This is a genomic window from Staphylococcus intermedius NCTC 11048 (assembly GCF_002902385.1).
Taxonomy (GTDB): Bacteria; Bacillota; Bacilli; order Staphylococcales; family Staphylococcaceae; genus Staphylococcus; species Staphylococcus intermedius.
On the sequence record NZ_PPQH01000024.1, the window covers coordinates 1 to 23,537 of the forward strand.

The window sequence follows — 23,537 nt, forward strand, 5'->3', positions numbered from 1 at the left end:
AACACAGAAGTTAAGCTCTTTAGCGCCGATGGTAGTCGGACTTACGTTCCGCGAGAGTAGGACGGTGCCAGGTTATTTCAAAAGCTTCGAAGCAATCATCATTGTTTCGAAGCTTTTTATGTTGTCTGCGTCTGCCATCCTTTCTCAGTCATTTTTGAGCAAGCCGCACTATACGATGGCTTTCGACTATTTTTTATACCCCTAAAATTAGCTTATTATAGAATAAAAAAGCACGAACCTGAGGAGCCGATTTCCCAGCTTCGTGCTTTTGATTTGATTAAATTAATAACGAATACAGCATTTTGTTTTCATTAATATAAATGTTTTTAGGATCAAATTGATTGACGTTACGGATGAGCATGTCTAAATCGGCTCTATTTTGAAGTTGGATGCCGATAATTACCGTTCCGGTATTTTGAGAGGACTTCTTCAAATATTCGAATTTGGTAATGTCATCGTGTGGTCCGAGTACATCATTTACGAATTGTCTTAAAGCCCTAGGACGTTGTGGGAAGTTTAAAATAAAGTAGTGCTTCATTTCTTCATATAATAATGAACGTTCTTCAATTTCCTTCATTCGGTTAATATCGTTATTACCTCCAGAGACGATACAGACGACATTTTTCCCTTTAATATGTACTTGATACTGATCCAAAGCACTGACACTTAATGCGCCTGCAGGTTCTGCGACGATAGCTTGTTTAGAATACATATCTAAAATAGTCGAACATACCGCACCTTCATCAATTTGAAGATAATCATCTAATGTTTGTCGACAAATATCAAATGTAATTTCACCGACACGTGCCACTGAAGCACCATCGACAAATTTATCGATATTGTCTAAAGTAACCACGTGACCTGCCTGAACAGATTGATACATGCTACTTGCGCCCAAAGGTTCTACACCAATCAGTTTGGTAGAAGGGGAGTGTGCTGTAAAATATGTCGCTACACCTGACATGAGTCCGCCGCCACCGATTGCCCCAAAAACATAATCGATCGTAATATCTTCTTCTTTAGCACTTTCAATGATTTCTTTTGCCAAAGTTCCTTGACCTGCAATCGTATGCACATTATTAAATGGATCGATAAAAGTCATCTCATGTTGTTCGGTATAACTAAGTGCAGATTTTAAACAGTCATCAAAAGTATCGCCTTCTAATTTAATTTCAACGTTGTCACCACCGAAAAATTGAACTTGGTTGACTTTTTGTTTAGGTGTTGTGACAGGCATGAAGATCACCGCATGTAAGTTGAGGTATTTAGCCGTAAACGCCACACCTTGCGCATGGTTTCCGGCGCTCGCACATGTGATACCTTGATTTCTTTTTTCTTCTGGTAATACAGCAATGGCATTGTAAGCGCCACGTAATTTAAATGAACGCACCCATTGGAGATCTTCGCGCTTTAAATAAACGTTGCATTGATATTTAAGGGATAAATAATGATCCTTTTCTAATGGGGTTGCTTTAACAATCGTGTTGAGACGTAAAAATGCATCTTCAACATCTTGTGCTTGAACAGGTGTAGTTTTTACAGACATTGTTCCCACTCCTTAAGTATGTTTTAGTTCATAGTCTTTGATTAATGCTTCATATTTTAATGTGATGGCAATATCATCGAGGCCCTTCACAAGTTTTTCTTTCCACGTTTCATCAATGTCAAAGTGATAATTTTGCTCGGGTGTTTGAATGATTTGTTGTGGTAAGTCAATTGTGATTTCAGGATAACGTGCAATCGCTTCTCGTGATGCACGGTCTAGTCGAATCGGTAGTAACGCATTTTTAGTACAGTTCATATAAAAAATGTCACTAAAACTTTCTGCGATAATGACTTGAAAACCATAATCTTTTAACGCCCATGCCGCATGTTCACGACTAGAGCCACATCCGAAGTTGTCACCGGTAATTAAAATGGATGCACCTTGATATTCAGGTTGGTTTAACACAAAATCAGGATTGTCAGACCCGTCTTCTAAATAACGCCATTCATCAAAGAGAAAAGGGCCGTAACCTGTTTTAGAAATTCGTTTTAAATGAACTTTCGGAATAATTTGATCCGTGTCAATATTGTCATGAAACAATGGGACCGTTTTGCCCGTATATTGTGTAATCGGTTTAATTTCCATTACGCTTCAACCACCTTTCTCACATCAACAAAATGGCCATGAATTGCTGCAGCTGCTGCCATAGCAGGGGATACAAGATGCGTTCTTGCCCCTTTACCTTGACGCCCTTCAAAGTTACGGTTACTTGTTGATGCACAGTGCACGCCAGCTGGCACTTGGTCCGGATTCATACCGAGACACATACTACAACCAGGTTCTCTCCATTCAAAGCCGGCATCTTTAAATATCTTATCCAAACCTAATGCTTCCGCTTCTTTCTTCACTTGACGTGAGCCGGGTACGACAATTGCTGTAATGTTCTCATGTACTTGATGACCTTTAACAATGTGACTCGCTTCAACTAAATCAGAAATACGTGCATTCGTACATGAACCAAGGAAAACATAGCCTAACGGAATATCTGTCGCAAGTTGACCTGGTTTTAAATCCATATATTGATACGCACGTTCATCATTCACATTTTGAATTTCTGGGAACGGTGTATTAAAACTCACACCCATTTCAGGACTTGTGCCCCAAGTCACTTGAGGTTCTAATTGTGTGACGTCCAGTTCAATCACTTTATCGAATGATGCATCTTCATCGCTGTAAAGTTCGCGCCAACCCTCAAGTTTGTCCTCGATATGTTGTGCATAGCGACGGCCTTTCAAATATTCAAAAGTTGTTTCATCTGGTTGAATTAAGCCATATTTCGCGCCTGCTTCAATCGCCATATTACAAATCGTCATACGACCTTCCATCGATAAATTACGAATCGTTTCCCCAGCAAATTCTAACGCATAGCCTGTACCAAAATCGACGCCATGTTGATTAATCAAATGTAAAATAATATCTTTCGCATAGACCCCTTTAGGCAATTGACCTGTTACGTTAATTTTTAAATTTTTCGGCTTCGTTTGCCACAACGTTTGAGTCGCAAAAACGTGTTCGACTTCACTTGTTCCGATACCGAATGCAATAGCACCGAAAGCGCCGTGTGTAGCAGTATGAGAATCACCGCAAACAATCGTTTTTCCAGGTTGTGTCAATCCCATTTCAGGACCGACCATGTGAACAATGCCTTGTTCATCTGAGCCCATATCAAATAAAGTGACATTAAAGTCTTTACAGTTTTGTTGTAGTGCTTGAATTTGTTTGTTGGCGATATCATCTGTAATGTTGAAAATATCAATCGTTGGGACATTATGATCCAAAGTGCCAAACGTTAAATCAGGTCTTCTTAATGACCGCTTTTGCATTCTCAATCCTTCAAAAGCTTGAGGTGACGTCACTTCATGAATCAAATGCAAATCAATATATAATAATTGTGGTTCACCTTGCTGTCCAGTAATTGTATGTTGGTCCCATATTTTATCGAAAAGTGTTTGCCCCATTTGTTACGCCCCCTTGATTAAAGCTTTAAATTGATTAAAAATGTCCGTCGTGCCGTAGCGTCCCCCTAAATCAGCAGTTGTGATCCCTTTAGCAATTAATGTATCCACTGTTGTTTCAATCGCAGTCGCTAAATCATCGCGCTCTGCTGATTCACGTAAGCACATCGCTAGTGACAGTAACATACCAAAAGGATTTGCCTTGTTTTGACCGGCGATATCAGGCGCTGAGCCATGTATCGGTTCATAAAGTTTTGGGCCACCTTCACTAAAACTTGCAGAAGGGGATAAGCCTAATGAACCCGGTAACATCGACGCTTCATCGCTTAAAATATCACCAAATAAATTTTCAGTAATGATGACATCAAAATCTGCAGGACGTTTGATTAAATGCATACTACAAGCGTCAACGAGTAAATGTTCGACTGTGACGTCAGGATAGTGTTCAGCTACTTCATTGACCGTACGTCGCCACAACTGACTACTCGCAAGTACATTTTCTTTATCGACAGATGTGAGCTTGTTGCGACGCGATTGTGCGAGTTGAAAACCGACATGTGCAATACGCGTAATTTCTTCCTTTGTATAAGTCAATGAATCACGTGCCTCATCGTCTTTAAGGTAACGCGGTTCGCCAAAATAGATACCACTCGTTAATTCTCTAACAATGACGAAATCCGTATGTTCGACAATGTTTTGCTTCAATGGTGACAAATGAGCCATATCCGCTGTGACACGAGTTGGACGAATATTGGCATACAAATTCAATGCTTTTCTTAATTTCAGTAATCCTTGTTCAGGACGACATTGTGGATTCGTCCATTGCGGTCCGCCAATTGCACCGAGTAAAATCGCATCGGCGCGTTGACATGCATTTAAAGTTTCGTCAGGTAGGGGTGTGCCATATTGATCAATGGCACAGCCTCCCATCGCATAAGTTTCTACAGTATAATCAAAGTTAAATTGTTGTGCGATGACTTCTAGACAGTCGAGTGTTCCTGACATGATTTCCGGTCCAATACCGTCACCTGGCAATGCTACAATGTGAAAGGTCATTGTGCGACACCTTCTTTTTGAATGGACTGCACAGCCTTACCGACCGCTTCGACATACGCTTTACACGATGCATATAAAATGTCATGGTCAAAACCGACACCTGTATGTTCTTGACCCGCAACCTCAACTTGTACATGCACTTCAGCTTGAGCGTCTCGACCTTCAGATACAGCGTCAATACGATAATCTAATAGTACTGGTTCTACATTAAAGATACGATCGACCGCATTGTAAATCGCAACAATCGACCCTGTACCGATACTAGAATCTTGATATTGCTGACCTTCATTATCACGAACAACGACGACAGCACTTTGCAAGCCATTTGATACAAATTGGAGTTGCAACGCTTCAAGGTGATAAGCGACATGTTTTTCATGTTCAGTATCTTGAATCAACGCGTGGATGTCTTGATCAGTCACGTGTTTCTTCTTATCGGCAATCGATTTAAATGCCTTAAACAGTACTTTTTGTTCTTCTAAATCAATATCATAGCCAAGTTGTTTCAATTTATCTTGGAAGGCATGCTTACCAGACAGTTTGCCGAGTGGGAGTTCTGTCTTTTTCACACCGACCAGTTGAGGCGTCATAATTTCATACGTTTCCGGATTTTTCAAGAAGCCGTCTTGGTGAATGCCGGATTCATGACTAAATGCATTTTTACCGACAATCGCTTTGTTGCGTGGCACTCTTAATCCAGCATAGCGTGCGACCATATCGGATGTTTGTTTCGTTAATTCGAGTTGAATTTGTGTTTGAATTTGATAATGATCTTGGCGGACATATAAGCCTAATGCAACTTCTTCAAGTGCAGTATTACCAGCACGTTCGCCAATACCGTTAACAGTACCTTCAATACGTGTCGCACCGTTTTCGATAGCAGCCATGCTATTTGCGACTGCTAAACCGAGGTCATCGTGACAATGAGCACTATACGTAATCGGCACATCTGATTTAATTTGTTCTGTAAGCTCTTTGAAAATGTTGCCATATTCAGTTGGATACGAATAGCCCACTGTATCAGGTATATTGATTACAGTTGCCCCAGCATTCACAGCTGTTTGTACACTTTCGATTAAGAATGGCAGGGGTGTACGTGTTGCATCCTCTGGTGAAAATTGTACGATATCGAAACGCTCTTTTGCATAACGAACGTGCGTTGTAATTGCTTCGAGAACTTCGGCTTCCGTCATATGAAGTTTTGACTCTAAGTGAATCGGACTCGTTGCAATAAAAACGTGTATAGAAGGGGATACGGCATCTTTTGTCGCTTCGTATACAGCATCGATATCAGACTTTAAACAGCGTGCTAATCCTGTAACAGTCGTATGCTTTAAAGTTCGAGCAATCGCCTGTACTGATTCAAAGCTGCCTTGACTTGAAGCAGGAAAACCGGCTTCGATGACATCGACACCCCATTTTTCAAGTTGTTGTGCAAGTTTTAAACGTTCTTCAAAAGAGAAGCTGACTCCTGGTGTTTGTTCTCCATCGCGTAGTGTAGTATCAAAAATCTGAATATGACTAGACATTTTCATTCACTCCTTAAAAATTATTTTTGAATGCTTTTTGACTTAATGAATGGCATCATTTCGCGTAGTGCTTGACCGACTTCAGTAATTTGATGGCCGCGTTGTTCTTCGCGCATTTGTTTAAACTTTTTAAAGCCGTCTTGATTGTCTTTAATGAATGAATCACTAAATGTACCATCTTGAATATCTTTTAATACTGCTTTCATATTTTCTTTCGTTTCATCCGTAATCACACGTGGACCAGATACGTAATCGCCAAATTCTGCAGTGTTTGAAATCGAATAGCGCATGTTTTCAAGACCGCCTTCGTACATTAAGTCAACGATCAACTTCATTTCATGTAATACTTCAAAGTAGGCAATTTCAGGTTGGTAACCGGCTTCAACGAGCACTTCAAAACCGCTTTGGATGAGTCGTGTCACACCACCGCAAAGGACAGCTTGTTCACCAAATAAATCCGTTTCTGTTTCTTCTTTGAATGATGTTTCTAACACGCCTGCTCGAGTTGCGCCGATACCTTTTGCATAACTTAATGCCAAGTCGCGTGCTTCACCAGTCGCATCTTGTTGGACAGCGAATAATGCTGGAACGGCTGAACCTTCAACAAATGTACGTCTTACAAGATGACCTGGACCTTTTGGCGCAACAAGGAATACATCAACATCAGTAGGGGGTTGAATCACATCGAATTGAATATTAAATCCGTGTGCAAATGCTAATGCGTTACCTGCTTCTAAGTTCGGCTCGATGTCATTTTTGTAAACGTCACCTTGAATTTCATCAGGGAGTAATACCATGACAACATCTGCTTGTTTTACAGCTTCTGCCACCGTGTAAACATTAAAACCGTCTTCTTGTGCTTGATCGAATGAACGTCCAGGGCGAATACCAATCACAACATCATAACCATTGTCTTTTAAGTTTTGTGCATGGGCATGGCCTTGTGAACCATAACCAACGACCGCAATTTTTTTACCTTGTAATACATCTTTCTCTACTGATGAATCATAATAAACTTTTGTCATATTAAAATGCCTCCAAATAATAATTTTTTTGATTTTTCAAATAATTCCAGCTGTACCAGTACGTGCAACTTGATCAATATGAAATGATGATAGATCGTCTAAAAGGTGGTTCAACGTGTATTGTGGGCCTGTCGCTTGTAAATACAAATATTGACCATTTTCCTTCAAAATAGAGACTAGCGCATCATACGGTTGTAATACTTTTTCAAATTGCTGTTGAGGTATTGGCTTTTTAAGTTTAATCAGCAATAATTCGCGATTAAATGTATTAATGTTTGTAATATCTTCAACGGTCAACGTATTGACTTGCTTAATTAACTGCTGAATGATTGTTCGTTGCTTTTCATCATCAGGCACTTCGGCGATAAATGTGATTTCAGAAATGCCTTCATCTAACGTCGGTGTGGCAGTAATACTGACGATGTTGATCTGCCGTCTTACGAATAAACTTGTTAATCGGTTGAGTGTCCCGGCTTTATCGAATACACGTAATTTGAATGTTCGTCTCATAATAGTCCCTCCATCTCATGGTTCGCTTTGCCACTTGGTACCATAGGCAATACGGGTTCTACAGGTGAAATGCGAATTTCTATTAATGCAGGACCGTTATGTAAAAATGCCGCATCGATTTGTGATTCTAAACATTTAGGGTCATCGATTAAAAAGCCTTTGACACCGTAAGCTTCACTCATTTTCATAAAATCAGGCTGATCATTGAATACGGAATGTGAAAAACGTTGATTGAAAAACTTGTCTTGCCACTGTTTCACCATTCCGAGTGTGCCGTTATTGATCAACACAATTTTAATATTCAAGTTAAATTCATTTAGCAACGCCATTTCTTGGTTCGTCATTTGAAAGCCACCATCACCGACGAATGCTACAACCGTTTCATTCGGTTTGGCAAATTTTGCACCGATTGCTGCTGGAATACCGAATCCCATCGTGCCGAGACCACCACTTGTAATCAGTTGACCATAAGTTTGGAATGGATAAAATTGTGCTACCCACATTTGGTGTTGGCCGACATCTGTTGCGACATAAGCTTTACCTTGCGTAATTTCGCCAATGTATTCAATCGCGCGTTGTGGTTTACAAAACTTTTCAAGCGGATCATCCACATATTTAAATGGATGTTCTTGTTGATAACTTTTAACTGTTGTAAGCCATGCGTCGTGATTGATTTTTTCAGTATCATATTTTAACAATGCCTCAATCACATTTTTAACATCTGCAACAATACCGAGGTCCGTTTTAATGATTTTATCGATTTCAGATGGATCAATATCAACATGTACGACAGTCGCATTAGGTGCAAACTCATCTGGATTACTTGCTAAACGGTCATCAAATCGTGAGCCAAAGTTAATGAGTAGGTCACATTCCGTTAATGCCATATTACTCGCATATGAACCATGCATGCCGCCCATACCTAAGAAGTGGGGGTCATCGTAAGGAATTGCACCTAAACCGTGAAGTGTTGTAACGACAGGGATTTGATATTTTTCAACTAATTGCTGTAATAACGCATTCGATTTAGAGAAATGGATACCTGCACCGGCTAAAATGACCGGACGCTCAGATGTTTTTAAATAATCGTTCAGTTTTTGAATCTCATCAATATCCGGCTTCGTATTCACAAAATAACCTGGTGTGTTCACTGTATTATCGACAGGTGAATCCGTCGATAAAATACCCATATCTTTTGGAAAATCGATGACAACAGGGCCTTTACGACCAGAGTTTGCGACATGAAACGCTTCTTTAATAATGCGCGGAATTTCTTTCACATCGTTCACTTGATAATTATGTTTTGTGATTGGCGTCGTCATTGATAAAATGTCCGCTTCTTGGAAAGCGTCTTTACCAATACCAGGTGTCGCGACTTGGCCAGTAATGACAATGAGTGGAAGTGAATCACTATACGCATCGGCAATGCCTGTAATTGCATTCGTTGCCCCAGGTCCGCTCGTTACGACTACAACACCTGGTTTACCACTGACACGTGCATAACCTTCTGCCGCATGGGTTGCACCTTGTTCATGGCGATAGAGAATATGTTTGATTTGTTCGTTGTAAAATGTGTCATAAAGGGGGAGTACAGCCCCTCCAGGATAACCGAATATGTACTCAACGCCTTCTTCCAAAAATGCATCGACGAGCAATTGTGCGCCAGATTTTAATGCGCTCGTATCTGGTTGGTGTATTGCTTCATGTGACTCATTGTTGTCTTGTGGCACAGTATGATGAATTTGCGTCATTTGAATCCCCTCCATTTAATTAAAGTAAGTCTTCTGGAACTTGCATTACGCCACCTGTATTGGCACTTGTCACTAATGCGGTATAACGTGCGAGATAGCCTGTTTTCACTTTCGCTTTAAATGGTTGACGCTGTACTTGACGTTTTGCGAGTACGTCGTCATCCACATGTAACGTGAGATCACGATTTACGAGATCAATCGTAATGTCATCACCGTCTTCAATTAAACCAATCGGACCTCCAGCAGCGGCTTCTGGTGAAATATGACCGACTGCAATGCCTCTTGTTGCGCCTGAAAAACGACCATCTGTAATCAATGCAACGTCTTTACCGAGGCCACGTCCAACGATAGATGAAGTAGGGGCTAACATTTCTGGCATGCCTGGACCGCCTTTAGGACCTTCGTAGCGAATAACTACAACATGTCCAGCGCGTACGGTATGATTGTCGATTGCTTCTACTGCTTCATCGTGACTATCAAAACAGATTGCTTTCCCTTTAAAAGTTTTAATCGATGGATCAACACCACCTACTTTAATGACCGCACCATCTGGAGCAATATTACCATAAAGAATTGAGAGACCACCTTGTTGATCGTATGGATTGTCTAAACGACGAATCACCACATCATTCGTAATTTCTTTATCTTGGTTGTTTTCTCTTAAAGTTTTGCCAGTGACTGTGATACGATCTGGATGTAATACGCCTTCTTTTTTCATCAATTCATTAATAATAGCTGGCACACCACCTGCTTGATGTACATCATCCATAGAATAAGATGAACTTGGAGCAATTTTAGATAAGTAAGGTGTCTTTTTCGCAATTTCGTTGATGCGTGTTAAGTCATAATCGATACCTGCTTCTTGGGCAATCGCAAGGGTATGCAGCACCGTATTTGTCGATCCACCCATTGCCATATCTAAAGCAAAAGCATCGTCAATCGCTTCTTTTGTTACGATATCTCTTGGTTTTAAATCATTTTTAACATTTTCAACCAGTTGTTTTGCAGCAGCACGAATCATTTCACGACGTTGATCACTGACTGCTAACGCTGTACCGTTGTAGGGTAAGGCTAAACCTAATACCTCCATTAAGCAGTTCATCGAGTTTGCTGTGAACATACCCGAACAAGAACCACATGTCGGACAAGCATTTTGTTCCATGTCTAAAAATTCCTCTTTCGTCATCGCGCCTTCTTTAAATGCACCAACCGCTTCAAACATAGATGAGAGTGTAAGTGCTTTGCCTTGCGCTGACAGACCGGCTTTCATTGGACCACCAGAACAGAATATCGCAGGGACGTTTGTTCTCATCGCGGCCATCAGCATTCCGGGCGTAATTTTGTCACAGTTCGGGATGTAAAAGACCCCATCAAACCAGTGGGCATTAATGACTGTTTCAGCTGCATCCGCAATAATTTCACGGCTTGGTAATGAATAACGCATCCCGATATGTCCCATCGCAATACCGTCATCTACGCCAATCGTATTAAATTCAAATGGCACACCGCCTGCTTCACGAATGGCCTCTTTCGCGATATCTCCAAGTTCACGTAAATGCACATGTCCAGGTACGATATCAATATAAGAGTTACAAATTGCGATAAAAGGTTTGTTCATATCGGTAGGGGATTTTATTTGACCTGTTGCATGTAACAAACTCCTCGCTGGTGCTTGGTGATCTCCTTTTTTAATCATGTCACTTCTCATCTCAAATGCCTCCTCGGTTTTTCAAATAAAAAAGGTACGCCCCAAAAATGAATCTGGGACGTACCTTGTAAGTCCCATTCAACTAGAAATAGGACTTAAGCATTTAGTAAAGTTGCTACTAAAGCTCCAGCCCTGAGCGTAATAATAAAATGACAATATTATGATTTTGTACGGTATGGGTCATCATTGCATGTCTTTTCATTGTATATACGCTCCTTTTCTAAAGTGAATAGTATAGGTGATACATCAATCATCATACATTTGAATTTTACGATGTATACCTTTCTGCATAATATTCTAAAATGACAACATCTAAATGTTGTGAATAGAAAGAATTGTCTAAAAATTAGATGTCATTAATTTACCCTATCTTAGAAAATAAGTCAACAGTAAATCAAAAAATTTTCTGAAAATATTTTCTAAGTGGTATTCATTGAGAAGTGATTCGTGTGTGCCAAGGTTTCATCGTTACAGTAAGTTGATGAGGTCAAAACGATAAAAATTTGTTACAATAGGTTAGAAAATCGAGTCAGGAGTGCGAACAGAATGAGAATTAAAAATAAAACAGCGATGCAAGCATTTGCAAATCAACTTGCAACTTATCTCAAAGCACAAGATGTATTGTTATTAGACGGAGACCTAGGTGCTGGAAAAACAACTTTAAGTCAGTTTATCGGACAGGCGTTAGGTGTGAAACGTCATATCAGTTCACCGACTTTTAATATTATCAAATCATATCAAGGAACGACTTTAAAGTTTCATCATATGGATTGTTATCGATTAGAAGATTCTGATGAAGACTTAGGTTTTGATGAATTTTTTGAAGACGAAGCGGTGACAGTGGTGGAGTGGAGTCAGTTCATTCAAGATTATTTGCCACCTCATTATTTAAAAATCAACATTCAAACGATTAATGAAACAGAACGAGAGCTCAGTTTTGAAGCACGTGGCTCACATTTTGAAGAAATAAAGGAGGCTATCGAACATGTACAGTTTACTGATTGATAGTGCCAACCAACCATTATCAGTAGCAATTATGCAAGAGGGTCACGTATTGATCACACATACGACAACGATTAAACGTAATCATTCAGTACAGTTGATGCCTCTCGTTGAATGGTTATTAAAACAAGCACAATTGAAACCTGCTGATTTAGATGAAATTATCGTCACAGAAGGTCCTGGTTCATATACAGGATTACGTATCGGTGTCACGACGGCGAAAACACTCGCATATACGTTGAATATTCAGTTGTATGGGGTCTCATCGTTAAAAGCGATTGCGGCACAAATACAATATTCAGATGCGTACATTATTCCAATCATTAATGCACGACGACAACACGTCTTTGCAGGTGTGTATCAATGGCAAAATAGTGAATTGGTTAATGTGATGGCAGATCAATACATGCCAATCGAAAAGTTAATTGAACAGTGGCAAACAGACGAGAATGTCATTTTTGTCGGTGAAGATGTGGCACAATTTGAATCGGAATTAGCTCCATTTACGTGTCTAAAACAGCCCCCTCGAGCGGATCAAATGTATCCACACAAAGGAGAGCCGCGCGATATTCATACTTTCACACCGCAATATTTAAAGCTATCGGAGGCGGAACAAAATTGGCTGAATCAACAAAAATAGAAGATCAGCTTCAAATTAGACGCATGTCACACGAAGATGTCCCTGAAGTGTTTGATCTTGAACAGGCGAGTTTTAAACAGAGTTCATGGACGATTGATGCGTTTTATTATGAACTGGAACAAAATAATTTTGCGCATTATTTTGTGCTGGAATATGACAAACGTGTTATTGGATATTTAGGTTTATGGGTCGTTGTCGATCAAGCACAAGTGACGACAATTGCGATAGATTCAGCTTATCAAGGTCATGGTCTAGGCCAAATGTTATTAAAATACGGGATGAACTTTGCCGGTTCTATTGCAACAGTGATGAGTTTAGAAGTGCGTGTCGATAATGTCGTTGCACAACATGTGTATCAAAAGCTCGGGTTCCAATTTGGAGGAAAACGAAAAAATTATTATGGTGATGGAGAGGATGCATTAGTCATGTGGGTGAATTTAAATGAATAAGCAAACAAAAATTCTTGCACTTGAAACAAGCTGTGATGAAACAAGTGTCAGTGTCATTGAAAATGGTCAAACGATTTTAAGTAACAGTGTTTTAAGCCAAATTGAAAGTCATCAACGTTTTGGAGGTGTTGTGCCAGAAGTCGCGAGTCGTCATCACGTCGAAAACATTACGGTCATGATAGAAGAAGCGCTGCAAGAAGCACATACAACGATGGCGGACGTCGATGCAGTGGCTGTGACACAAGGACCGGGACTGATTGGTGCTTTACTTGTCGGTGTGAACGCAGCGAAAGCACTCGCCTTTGCCAATGATAAACCACTCATTCCAGTGCATCATATTGCAGGACACGTTTATGCGAACCAACTTCAAAGTGGTTTAAAATTTCCACTCATTGCACTGATTGTTTCAGGTGGTCATACAGAACTTGTGTACATGGAAAACCATTTACAGTTTGAAGTGATAGGGGAAACACGTGATGATGCAGTTGGAGAAGCGTATGACAAAGTTGCACGTAAAATCGGTTTGCCATATCCAGGTGGTCCAGCAATTGATCGACTTGCGGCCCAAGGAGAAGACACGTACGATTTTCCTCGCGTATGGTTAGAGCCGGATAGCTATGACTTTAGTTTCAGTGGTTTAAAGAGTGCAGTCATTAATAAATTGCATCAGTTAGCGCAAAAAGGTGAGCCTGTCATTCCAGAAAATGTTGCGACGAGCTTCCAAAACAGTGTTGTTGAAGTACTTGTTGGGAAAGCAATGCGTGCATGTGAAGCGTATGGTGTCAAACAACTCATCGTTGCAGGTGGTGTTGCGAGTAATCGAGGTTTACGTCAAGCATTAGAAGCGGCTACGGCAGAAAAAGGGATAGAGCTTGCAATTCCAGAGCCAAAGTTATGTACAGATAATGCGGCGATGATCGGGGCAGCAGCGCATGAGATTTATTTAAAAGGGATTCGTGGAGATATGGCGTTGAATGGGCAGAGTAGTATGGATATTGAGATGTACCGAGATTAAGGTGAAAGGGAAGTTTTATACATTCATCTTGAGTTTTAAATATTTACATTGTGGTTATGATTTTAATTTCAATCTTAATCTTTCAGATTGCTGAACCATTCTGCGCTTTCCGAGGGGCTGACCCTTCAACTCAATTCGGCTTGATTAAAATGGACATTTGTTGGAAGCCGAATTGGATTTTCCGGACCAGCTAATCCCTCGGGAGTCTACAATGGTTCTTGCAATTTTTAAAGTGCGGGTTGAAAGTGCAAGAGAAATGAGTAGTTAATAAATTAATCGTTTATTATCATTCAATCGCTATACCCTCTCACTTTTGTGGAAAAAGTAGTGAAAGTGTAGGAAATGCTGAACCATTCAATATTTTGCTGTAACAATTTAAAATAAAGTACCATTGCGAAAAATAATAAAACAGGACTGAGAGGTAGTAAGTTTCTCAGTCCTGTTTTTGCGTTGTATTCATCAAATAAGGCACATATTTATGACTCAAGTTGCTTCACATATTCTTGCGCATCTGTATAAATGCGATTTGGAAATTTCATAATTCGAATTAATTCTAACGCATTTCTTGTATTTGCAGGGCCTTCTTTAATTTGATAATCAAATACAATCTCACCATCTGTCACACGTTCATTAAAATGATAGTTGGCATATTGAGCGGCCAATACATCCGTTAACTCAATGTCATGTGTTGCCGCAATCACATGGGTTTGTGGAGATTCGTTTAAATACTCAAGTACTGCATGTGAAGCTGCAACACGTTCAGTCGTATTCGTGCCTTTAAAGATTTCATCAATAAAATAATAAAGAGGGGCTTCTGAATCTTGTTGAAATAATCGTTTGAGTGATTTTAATTCAGCCATAAAGTAACTGTCCCCACTCGTAACATCGTCTGCATTTGCCATGGTCGTCTTCACTATGCAAGGAACAAATTGAAACTTGTCGGCTGTGACTGTACGAATCGCTTGAGCTAGAATTAAATTTAATGCGACAGCTTTCATGAATGTTGACTTTCCAGAAGCATTTGAACCGGTTAATAATATATTTTGGTTAAACTTAAAGTCATTCGGTACCGCATCTTCAATCAATGGATGCGTCAAACCTTCAAATTGTACGCTGTCTGCTATCACAGGTTCAGTTGTGTCGTAATGATGGCGATATTGATAAACGGCTAACAAACTATCTAACTCACCAATATAACGAAAACATGCTAAAACCGTATCATAATGACCTTTAAAACGGCAGACAAGTGTCGTATATAAATGGATATCGATTAAAAACATATATTTAAAAAGCATCACAAAGTAACCAGGTATCGTTTCAACATTAATGAGTAAATAGCGAAACCGTGAAATAAAGCTTAATGGTTTTAAAGAATGATTGAAATCGGGCGTGATGGATAACTTTGAAAGTATTTCTGTTTCACGAACAGCACGTCCCATAATGAAAAGTTGCTTCAAATCTTTCTCCACGTAGTAATTAAAACGAAAACTAATGACGATATTGATGAGTAATGAAAAGCAAATCCATAAAAGCCCTTTTCCTAAATCAAAGAAGCACACGATGACACCGATGAATGGCAAAGTAGCCAATAACGTGTGATACCAGCTATATTGATTTTCAAAAATAGAATGATCATAAGTGGGATAAATACTTTTCCCAATGTCGGTAAGTCTTTTCACAATTGTTTTATGTTCATTTGGATACGCTTCAAGCTGATCTAAAAAATCATAATGCACAAGAGGATATTGTAAACGCAACGCACTGTATAATTGATTTTCACCCATGGCACTATAGGTAAAATTAAGTTGCTCAAACACGAGGTCCATCGACAAATCTGACCATGTTTTATCATCTATTATCGCATCATTTGCCCGGGATTCATTTTCATTTCTAAAATAAGCATCATAAACCGCATGAGGATTTTCAGAAGTATCGTACCGTGTGAAATGTGTCATGTGATATTCCAACAGACGATGATGGCGGATACGACGCACTGTTTCAGTTATGAGTATCGTACCCACTATTGCCACAACAAGTAGCATCATAAAGAAAGTATTTGGAGTCATATGTATAAATCCTTTCGATAATTTATATATCATTTATATTTTTACATAATATAATGAGAGAAGCAATGGATTATGAAAGCGTTTGAAGCATTTTCACATCATTTTAATTTCACGTAGCATGTCATCTGTCAAGAGGGAACGTGCGTACTTATGCACATTTTGTGAACAACCTGTGCATAAATTTAAGTGGATTCTGGGGATAAGTGAGGTGAGATTGTGCATAAAACGAAGGGGTGTGTGTACTTTTTCTGTGTATAACTCGAATAACTTTGTGGATAGCTGGTATTATCGGCTTTTTAATGTGGATGAATTGTCTGTATTTCGGGCGTAAAAAAATGAGCATAGTAGAAAATTCTACCACGCTCAGTTCATCTCATCTTCAAATTCACTTAATGCAAGTTGTAATTCTTCCCAATTTGTCATAACTTGTTCTAAAGATTGTTCGATAGCTGTTCGTTCGTCAGCCAATGCTTGTGTTTTTTCATAGTCGTTCATTGTTGCATCATCTGTCATTTCAATATCAATTGCTTCAATACGAGCTTCTAATTCCGTGATTTTTTGTTCTTCCGCTTCAATTTGACGTTCGATTTTACGTTTTTCACGACGCATTGCTTTTTGATCTTGATACGTATTTTGTGTAGCAATCGTCTCATCATTCGTATGGTGCGTTTCACGCTGTTCTTCATATGCAGCGAGTGCGTTTTGTTGCTCTAACTTTTCTAAATAATATTGATAGTCGCCCAAATACAAATGTCCACCTGATTCATTCAAATCAAAAATGCGATTAGCAAGTTCATTAATAAAATAACGATCGTGCGATACGAAAATTAAAGTACCTTCAAAGTTTTTAAGCGCTTGTTCTAACATTTCCTTTGAATCAATGTCGAGATGGTTTGTTGGTTCGTCCAAAATCAAAACATTATTGCGTTCTAACATTAATAATGCGAGTTGGAGTCTTGCTTTTTCGCCACCTGATAAATCATTAATCACTTTAAGTACTTCATCTTGTGTGAATAAAAAGCGTCCTAATACCGCACGAATATCCTTTTCAGGCATGTGACGGTATTGATCCCATACGAAATCTAAAATGGTTTTATTAGAGCGGAACTCGGCTTGCTTTTGATCATAGTATCCCATCTTTAAATTTGCGCCTTCAATGATTTGACCAGAAAGAGGAGAGAGTCGTTTCGCCAAAGTTTTAATTAATGTCGATTTTCCTATACCATTTGGACCGATAATGCCAATGTGGTCACCTTTGTTAATTTCAAAACGAATCGGTGCTGTAATCGGTGCACTGTACCCAATTTCTAAATCTTTGATATGCATGACATCATTTCCTGTATTGCGATCGAAATCGAATTGTATGTTCGCACTTCTCGCATCGAGCATTGGTTTTTCGATACGTGCCATTTTCTCTAAAGTCTTACGTCGACTTTTCGCCATGCCACTTGTAGACGCACGTGTAATATTCTTTTCGACAAACGTTTCAAGGCGTTTAATTTCATTTTGTTGACGCTCATATTCTGCAAGTCGTTTTTGAAAATATTGATCACGTAACTGAATAAATTTTGCGTAATTTCCAACATAATGCTTCACTTCACCTAGAGAAACGTCATAGATTTGCGTTACGATTTTATCTAGGAAGAAGCGGTCATGTGAAATGATAACGATGGCGCCTTTAAAATATTTTAAATAATCTTCTAGCCATTCCGTCGTTGCCATGTCTAAATGGTTCGTCGGTTCATCGAGTAAAAGTAAGTCGGGTTCACTTAATAACATTTGAGCGAGTGACAGACGCGTTTTTTGACCACCGCTAAAATCATTAATCGGACGGTCGTAATCGGCTTCACTAAAATCAAGGCCATTCAATACAGTTTTAATTTTACTGTCATAATGATAACCACCGAGTTGTTCAAATTCGTTGGATAATTGTTCATATTTTGCGATATGTGTTTGGTATTCTGTCGTTTCATACGCTTCTGAATGTGCAGCGAGCCAGTCTGTTTCTTCTTGCATGCGTTGGCCAAGTGCTTTCACTTTTTCAAAAGGTTTTGCCATTTCTTCAAAAACCGTATTTTCAGTATTTAAAGTCATTTGTTGGGTTAAATAGCCGAGTTTAAGGCCTTTGATTTTTGAGATGTGGCCTGAGTCATATGATTCTACACCGGCAATAATTTTCATCAATGTGGATTTACCCGCACCGTTTCGACCTACGATACCAATGCGCTCACCCGTTTTGACTTCAAAATTAACGCCATCAAAAATTTCTTCGCCATCAAACGATTTCGTAATCTGACTTAACTGCATTAAAATCATAGGGCATACTCCTTTCATTCTTATTTATTGTACAACAAACCCTATACGTATCAAATACTAAATGTTTCCATATCATATAAATTAAGTTATAATTAAATATACAAACTGTGAAAGCTATCACATACACCAGAAATGATAACGGAGGACTTCAAAATGGGAAAATCAATGAACAAAATTCCTAGAGCAACTTTAAAACGTCTCCCTTTGTACTATAGATTTGTGAATACCTTAAAAGCGAAAGGCGAAGATCGTGTTAATTCAAAAGCTATTAGTGAAGGCTTAAATATAGATTCAGCTACCATTCGTCGTGATTTTTCTTATTTTGGTGAATTAGGTAAAAAAGGTTACGGCTATAATATTGATAGTTTATTAGAATTTTTTAAATCTGAACTGAGTGATTCAGATATTATCAAAATTGGTATTGTCGGAGTAGGACACTTAGGGACGGCTTTAATTTCGTATAACTTTTCAATCCATGATGACATGACAATCACAGAAGCTTTTGACATCAGAGAAGACATTATCGGTACAACAGTAGGGGATATTACGATTAAGTCGATGGACGATATTAAAGAAACGATTGCTTCAGGAGAATTAGAAGTCGTGATTATTGCGACACCAGAATCAGCGGCACAAGCTGTGACAGACCAGCTCGTTGAAGCAGGTGTCAAAGGTATACTTAATTTCACACCTAAACGCGTCCATGCACCGCAATCTGTACAAGTACATCAAATTGACTTAGGGATTGAACTCCAATCGCTACTCTTTTTCATGAAAAATTATGGTGCATCTGAAGCGTAAATGTGAATAAATGTTCGTATAATCAATTATTTTAAAGTGGACTTAGAAGCACTCAATGATAAAAAGCAACGCCCTTGTGTTTAAGGTGCGTTGCTTTTTATTACAGCAATTAAGCTTTTTGCACGGTAATGGTCCAAGAAGCATCCCCTAATTGCTCAAATTCAGTAATGGGGTAGTTTTGTTCTGCAGCCCATTGAGGTATGGCTTCTGTAGCTTGTGTACAATCGAAATCAATTTTCAATTCGTCCCCTATATTTAAAACTTCCATTTTCTTTTGTGCTTCTATTAATGGGAAAGGGCACACCATGCCAATAGTGCCTAATTCGTGTTTCATCATTGATCACCTTTCTTTAATTATTTAATGAGACGCGTTTGGAGAATTTATTGCAACATTCGTTTGACGTCTGGCAGCCTGCAGCGGTTTTACAAATAAGAAATAACTCATAAACCATGTCCCTAGAATCATTGAGGCTAGACCAATCCACCCTTGCCAAGAAAGTGCTGCGGTTGCGACTAAACCATTCCCGATAGAACAACCCCCTGCAACCGCCGCGCCAAAACCCATCAAGGCGCCGCCAATGGCACTGTTACGAATGGTCTTAATATCTGGTAAACGCCATTTAAATTCTTTTGCTCCACGTGCTGCAATATATGAACCTAAGAAGATACCTAATACAAGGAAGACGCCCCAATCAATGAGAGCGAAATCACCAGTTGTTAAAAATTGGATAATATTTGCGGAAGGCGTCGTAATACCTAAACCACCTTCACGCCCAGTTGAATAACTCATTGGCCAAGCGAGTAACGCAATCAGTCCTACTGCAATCGCTGCTAAAAAAGGATGGAATCGTTTTTCAAATAAAAAGTAACGTATGCCTGTATAACGTGATTTTAATTTTGGAATCGTCACTTTAGGTTTGGGTTTGCGTAAAGTTTTGATAACAAAAAATATTGTAATGCTCACTAATGCGATGATCCAAATCCAGCTTGGAATACCGGTTGAAGTAGAAATATCTGCATTTGCAACCGTTGGGCTGTTAATAATATTTTTGAATGGTAACAAAATACCGAATTTTGAAATCGCAGCAAATAAGCCATACATAAACAACGCAATCCAGCTTCCTATAAGGCCTTCACCGGCACGATACCATGTTCCTGTTGCACATCCGCCAGCGAGAACAATACCTACACCAAAAATAAAAGATCCAATAATAGTGCCGATAATAGGGAATGTGCCATTATGTATCGTCAAAACACCCATGGAGGTTAGAATAAATAAACCAATTGCTTGAATTGAAATGGCAATCAGTAACGCATAGAACATTTTGTTGTTTTTTTGTACATACATGTCTCTAAAACCGCCAGTGAGACAAAATCGCGTACGTTGCATTACGAACCCGAGTAGACTCCCAACAGTTAAACCACTTAACATCGTCCACATCAAAATAACTCCTTTCTATATCCGATTATTTTAATAGGTATTATATGAGATATGCCAAAAGAATGCAATCCAATTTATTGAAAAATTTAAAATTAAACGTTGTGAATTCTCATATGTTGAAATCATTCATTCAGACTTAAATACGATATTTTATTTTTGAATAGCATTGTATTTTATACAGAAATGACGGTCGATTTTATGATAAAATAGCTATTGAGACTGTGAGGTGACGAACAATTGAATATACAGGATATCGCCAATCTAGCGGGCGTTTCAAAAAGTACAGTTTCGAGGTATTTGAATCAAGGATCGATCAGTTTAAAGACCAAGCGGAAGATTCAACACGTGATTGATACATACGGTTATGAACCGAATCAATTTGCTCAAAGCTTGAGAGCACAAAAAAGTATGATGATCGGCATTATTTTCCCACGAATGTATTCACATGCCGTATCACAAACTGTTAAAGGTATTAAAAAGAAATGTGATGCACTTGGCTACCAAATGCTATTGAATTTGACTGAGCGACATGAGGAACAGGAACTTGATGCACTGAAATCATTTAAAAGAAGTAAAGTAGACGGCATTTTATTTATGGCGACTACCGTGACAGATGCACATATGGCTGTGATTCAAGAGATAGATAAACCAGTCATTATTATAGGTCAAGCACATACATCGTTAAGTTCGGTTTATCACAATGATTATCAAGCCGGTCAATTAATGGGAAGAGAAATTGTGGCGCAAGGGAAAAAGCATGTCATTTATGCAAGTATTCAAGAAGATGATGTCGCGGTCCGTGAACAACGGCTGAGAGGATTGATCGAAGTGTTAACGGCACATCAGGTTACTTATGAGACATTGATGGCATCATTTGATTATGAAACTGCACTCCAATCGATAAACGGACACCTCACACTACAGCCTTCTGTGGCATATGTCGGTGCGACCGATACGATTGCGATGGCGCTCTATCAAGCGTTGATGCATGACCATATGACCGAAACACCTTGGATTGCCGGGTTCGGTGGAGACCCGATGACACAAATTGTGCATCCAAAGATTTTTACAATACCTTATCAATATGAAGCGGCCGGACGTATCGCATTTGAACAATTACAACTTCAAATGGAACAGCCAAATCTTATTCAAAGTCGTCAGCTCGACGTGAAATCCAAATTTTAAGGTTTATCTTTTTGGAAGTGGAACCGTTACCAAATCTTATAAAGGAGGTACATTATGGAACAATGGAGTAGAGAAAAGCGTTATCGCAAGTATGAAGAAACAACGAACGAAGAAATGGCGTTATTAAGAACCAAAGTGAATCATTCTCCATTTCCACAGACATATCATATTCAACCCCCAACAGGATTATTAAATGATCCAAACGGGTTGATCTATTTTAATGGACTATATTACATCGCACATCAATGGTTTCCTTTAGGTGCAGTGCATGGTTTGAAATATTGGCGTTTACTCACAAGTAAAAATCTCGTACAGTTTGAAGATCGAGGTGTGATATTACGTCCTGATCAAGCGTTGGATAGTCATGGTGTCTATAGTGGAAGTGCGTTTTCGTTTAATCAATCATTATATTATATGTACACGGGCAATCATCGAGACGACGAGTGGAACCGACATAGTAGCCAAATTGTAGCCAAAGTTTTACCAGATGGAACGGTTCGTAAAATATTGCCTCCAGCGATTCCAGCACCTCCTAAAGGCTATACACAACATTTTCGCGATCCTAAAGTGTTTGAAAAAGATGGGAAATGGTATGCATTAATCGGTGCACAACGTGAAAATCAAACCGGTTGTGCCGTATTATACGAAGCTGAACATCCAGAAGGACAATGGCAGTTTAAAGGTGAAATTCAAACACAATTAGAAGATTTTGGTTATATGTGGGAGTGTCCGGATTATTTTCAGATTCATGGTAGAGATATTTTGCTGTTCTGTCCACAAGGCATAGAATCACAAGGCGATGCATATCAAAATATATATCAAAGTGGCTACATTATGGGAACGTTAAATTTTGACACATTAGTTTTTGAGCATGGGCCATTTGTTGAACTTGATCATGGGTTTGATTTTTATGCCCCTCAAACGATGACTGATGAAGCGGGGCGACGCGTCTTGATAGGCTGGATGGGATTGCCAGACACAGAATACCCAACAGATGATGAAGGCTGGGCACATTGTTTAACCTTGCCGAGAACATTAACAATTGAAGACGGTAAATTAAAACAAAAACCACATATGAATTTAAGAAAATTACGCAAAAATGAAGAAGTCGCACTTGGTTATGCGAATAAATTTATTAAACAACTCCATCCATATGAAGGCGTGCAATATGAACTTGTTGTTGATATTTTAGAAAATGATGCTTCTGCATTTGAATTACAACTGCGTGCATCACGTGATGAATTTACAACGATTCGATATCAGTCTAAGACACGACAAATTTCACTTGAGCGCTTTGATAGTGGGGCGTTACCGTATCCAGTTGAAGGGACGATGAGAGTGACCCAATTAGATACGGATCTCAAACAATTACGTATTTTCGTGGATACATCGAGTATTGAAATTTTTTGTAATGAAGGGGAACGGGTATTAACGTCACGAATTTTCCCGAAAACGACATCAAACAAATTTAAAGTCGTAACGGATTCCGGTCAAATTTATTTAAAAATGACGAAATACGATATTGTGGAAGGAGAATAACGA

At 39.1% G+C, this 23,537-nt stretch carries 21 protein-coding genes; 8 read left to right on the plus strand and 13 right to left on the minus strand.

Annotated elements, in window-relative coordinates; translation table 11 throughout:
* Positions 1-205, plus strand: a 205-nt coding sequence (locus CD138_RS14515) for a hypothetical protein (protein WP_219727719.1), incomplete at its 5' end; no start/stop codon positions are given.
* Positions 206-277: 72 nt separating this feature from the next.
* Here the strand turns inward: CD138_RS14515 and ilvA are convergent.
* The 9 genes from ilvA to ilvD are packed head-to-tail and all read right to left on the minus strand — an operon-like array spanning position 278 to position 11,080.
* Positions 278-1,546, minus strand: a complete 1,269-nt coding sequence (gene ilvA / locus CD138_RS05630; RefSeq protein WP_019167536.1) for a threonine ammonia-lyase IlvA — start codon at positions 1,544-1,546, stop codon at positions 278-280.
* A gap of 12 nt (positions 1,547-1,558) precedes the next feature.
* Positions 1,559-2,131, minus strand: a complete 573-nt coding sequence (gene leuD / locus CD138_RS05635; protein WP_019167537.1) for a 3-isopropylmalate dehydratase small subunit — start codon at positions 2,129-2,131, stop codon at positions 1,559-1,561.
* Positions 2,131-3,504: a 3-isopropylmalate dehydratase large subunit gene (leuC, locus tag CD138_RS05640; RefSeq protein WP_019167538.1), complete on the minus strand. Its 1,374-nt coding sequence runs from the start codon at positions 3,502-3,504 to the stop codon at positions 2,131-2,133. The genes leuD and leuC overlap by 1 nt, the downstream gene beginning before the upstream one ends.
* Positions 3,505-3,507: 3 nt before the next feature.
* A complete protein-coding gene (gene leuB, locus CD138_RS05645; protein WP_019167539.1) occupies positions 3,508-4,557 on the minus strand; it encodes a 3-isopropylmalate dehydrogenase in 1,050 nt (349 codons plus the stop codon).
* Entirely contained in the window at positions 4,554-6,086 is a 1,533-nt protein-coding gene (locus tag CD138_RS05650) for a 2-isopropylmalate synthase (protein WP_019167540.1), read from the minus strand. Before CD138_RS05650 ends, leuB begins: the two co-directional genes overlap by 4 nt.
* A 20-nt stretch (positions 6,087-6,106) precedes the next feature.
* On the minus strand, positions 6,107-7,111 hold the full coding sequence (ilvC, locus tag CD138_RS05655; RefSeq protein ID WP_019167541.1) for a ketol-acid reductoisomerase: 1,005 nt from the start codon (positions 7,109-7,111) through the stop codon (positions 6,107-6,109).
* Between the two features lie 36 nt (positions 7,112-7,147).
* On the minus strand, positions 7,148-7,621 hold the full coding sequence (ilvN, locus tag CD138_RS05660; RefSeq protein WP_019166388.1) for an acetolactate synthase small subunit: 474 nt from the start codon (positions 7,619-7,621) through the stop codon (positions 7,148-7,150).
* Entirely contained in the window at positions 7,618-9,372 is a 1,755-nt protein-coding gene (gene ilvB / locus CD138_RS05665) for a biosynthetic-type acetolactate synthase large subunit (RefSeq protein WP_019167542.1), read from the minus strand. Before ilvB ends, ilvN begins: the two co-directional genes overlap by 4 nt.
* A 19-nt stretch (positions 9,373-9,391) precedes the next feature.
* A complete protein-coding gene (gene ilvD / locus CD138_RS05670) occupies positions 9,392-11,080 on the minus strand; it encodes a dihydroxy-acid dehydratase (RefSeq protein ID WP_019167543.1) in 1,689 nt (562 codons plus the stop codon).
* A gap of 546 nt (positions 11,081-11,626) precedes the next feature.
* Between ilvD and tsaE the strand changes: the two genes are divergently transcribed.
* The 4 genes from tsaE to tsaD are packed head-to-tail and all read left to right on the plus strand — an operon-like array spanning position 11,627 to position 14,186.
* The gene (tsaE, locus tag CD138_RS05675; protein WP_019167544.1) at positions 11,627-12,085 is read left to right on the plus strand and encodes a tRNA (adenosine(37)-N6)-threonylcarbamoyltransferase complex ATPase subunit type 1 TsaE; all 459 of its coding nucleotides are present in this window, start codon (positions 11,627-11,629) and stop codon (positions 12,083-12,085) included.
* Entirely contained in the window at positions 12,066-12,722 is a 657-nt protein-coding gene (gene tsaB / locus CD138_RS05680) for a tRNA (adenosine(37)-N6)-threonylcarbamoyltransferase complex dimerization subunit type 1 TsaB (protein WP_019167545.1), read from the plus strand. The genes tsaE and tsaB overlap by 20 nt, the downstream gene beginning before the upstream one ends.
* Positions 12,701-13,171: a ribosomal protein S18-alanine N-acetyltransferase gene (gene rimI, locus CD138_RS05685; RefSeq protein ID WP_019167546.1), complete on the plus strand. Its 471-nt coding sequence runs from the start codon at positions 12,701-12,703 to the stop codon at positions 13,169-13,171. The genes tsaB and rimI overlap by 22 nt, the downstream gene beginning before the upstream one ends.
* Positions 13,164-14,186 carry a tRNA (adenosine(37)-N6)-threonylcarbamoyltransferase complex transferase subunit TsaD gene (gene tsaD, locus CD138_RS05690; protein ID WP_019167547.1) on the plus strand — a complete coding sequence of 341 codons (1,023 nt, stop codon included), beginning with the start codon at positions 13,164-13,166 and terminating at the stop codon, positions 14,184-14,186. The genes rimI and tsaD overlap by 8 nt, the downstream gene beginning before the upstream one ends.
* Positions 14,187-14,662: 476 nt before the next feature.
* On the opposite strand, the gene CD138_RS05695 is transcribed toward tsaD, so the two are convergent.
* Both CD138_RS05695 and CD138_RS05700 read right to left on the minus strand, forming a co-directional pair.
* Positions 14,663-16,252 (minus strand): MutS-related protein, encoded by a 1,590-nt coding sequence (locus CD138_RS05695; RefSeq protein ID WP_019167548.1) that lies wholly within the window; start codon positions 16,250-16,252, stop codon positions 14,663-14,665.
* Positions 16,253-16,615: 363 nt separating this feature from the next.
* On the minus strand, positions 16,616-18,568 hold the full coding sequence (locus tag CD138_RS05700; RefSeq protein ID WP_019167549.1) for an ABC-F family ATP-binding cassette domain-containing protein: 1,953 nt from the start codon (positions 18,566-18,568) through the stop codon (positions 16,616-16,618).
* Between the two features lie 153 nt (positions 18,569-18,721).
* On the opposite strand from CD138_RS05700, the gene CD138_RS05705 reads away from it, so the two are divergent.
* On the plus strand, positions 18,722-19,369 hold the full coding sequence (locus CD138_RS05705; RefSeq protein ID WP_019167550.1) for a redox-sensing transcriptional repressor Rex: 648 nt from the start codon (positions 18,722-18,724) through the stop codon (positions 19,367-19,369).
* A gap of 109 nt (positions 19,370-19,478) precedes the next feature.
* On the opposite strand, the gene CD138_RS05710 is transcribed toward CD138_RS05705, so the two are convergent.
* Positions 19,479-19,703, minus strand: a complete 225-nt coding sequence (locus tag CD138_RS05710; protein WP_019167551.1) for a sulfurtransferase TusA family protein — start codon at positions 19,701-19,703, stop codon at positions 19,479-19,481.
* A 24-nt stretch (positions 19,704-19,727) separates the two neighbouring features.
* Complete coding sequence (locus CD138_RS05715) at positions 19,728-20,810, minus strand: YeeE/YedE family protein (protein ID WP_019167552.1); 1,083 nt, start codon at positions 20,808-20,810, stop codon at positions 19,728-19,730.
* Positions 20,811-21,047: 237 nt separating this feature from the next.
* Here CD138_RS05715 and CD138_RS05720 point away from each other — a divergent pair, with 237 nt between their 5' ends.
* Complete coding sequence (locus CD138_RS05720) at positions 21,048-21,995, plus strand: LacI family DNA-binding transcriptional regulator (protein WP_026066780.1); 948 nt, start codon at positions 21,048-21,050, stop codon at positions 21,993-21,995.
* A gap of 54 nt (positions 21,996-22,049) precedes the next feature.
* Entirely contained in the window at positions 22,050-23,534 is a 1,485-nt protein-coding gene (locus CD138_RS05725) for a sucrose-6-phosphate hydrolase (protein WP_019167554.1), read from the plus strand.
* Positions 23,535-23,537: the final 3 nt, after the last annotated feature.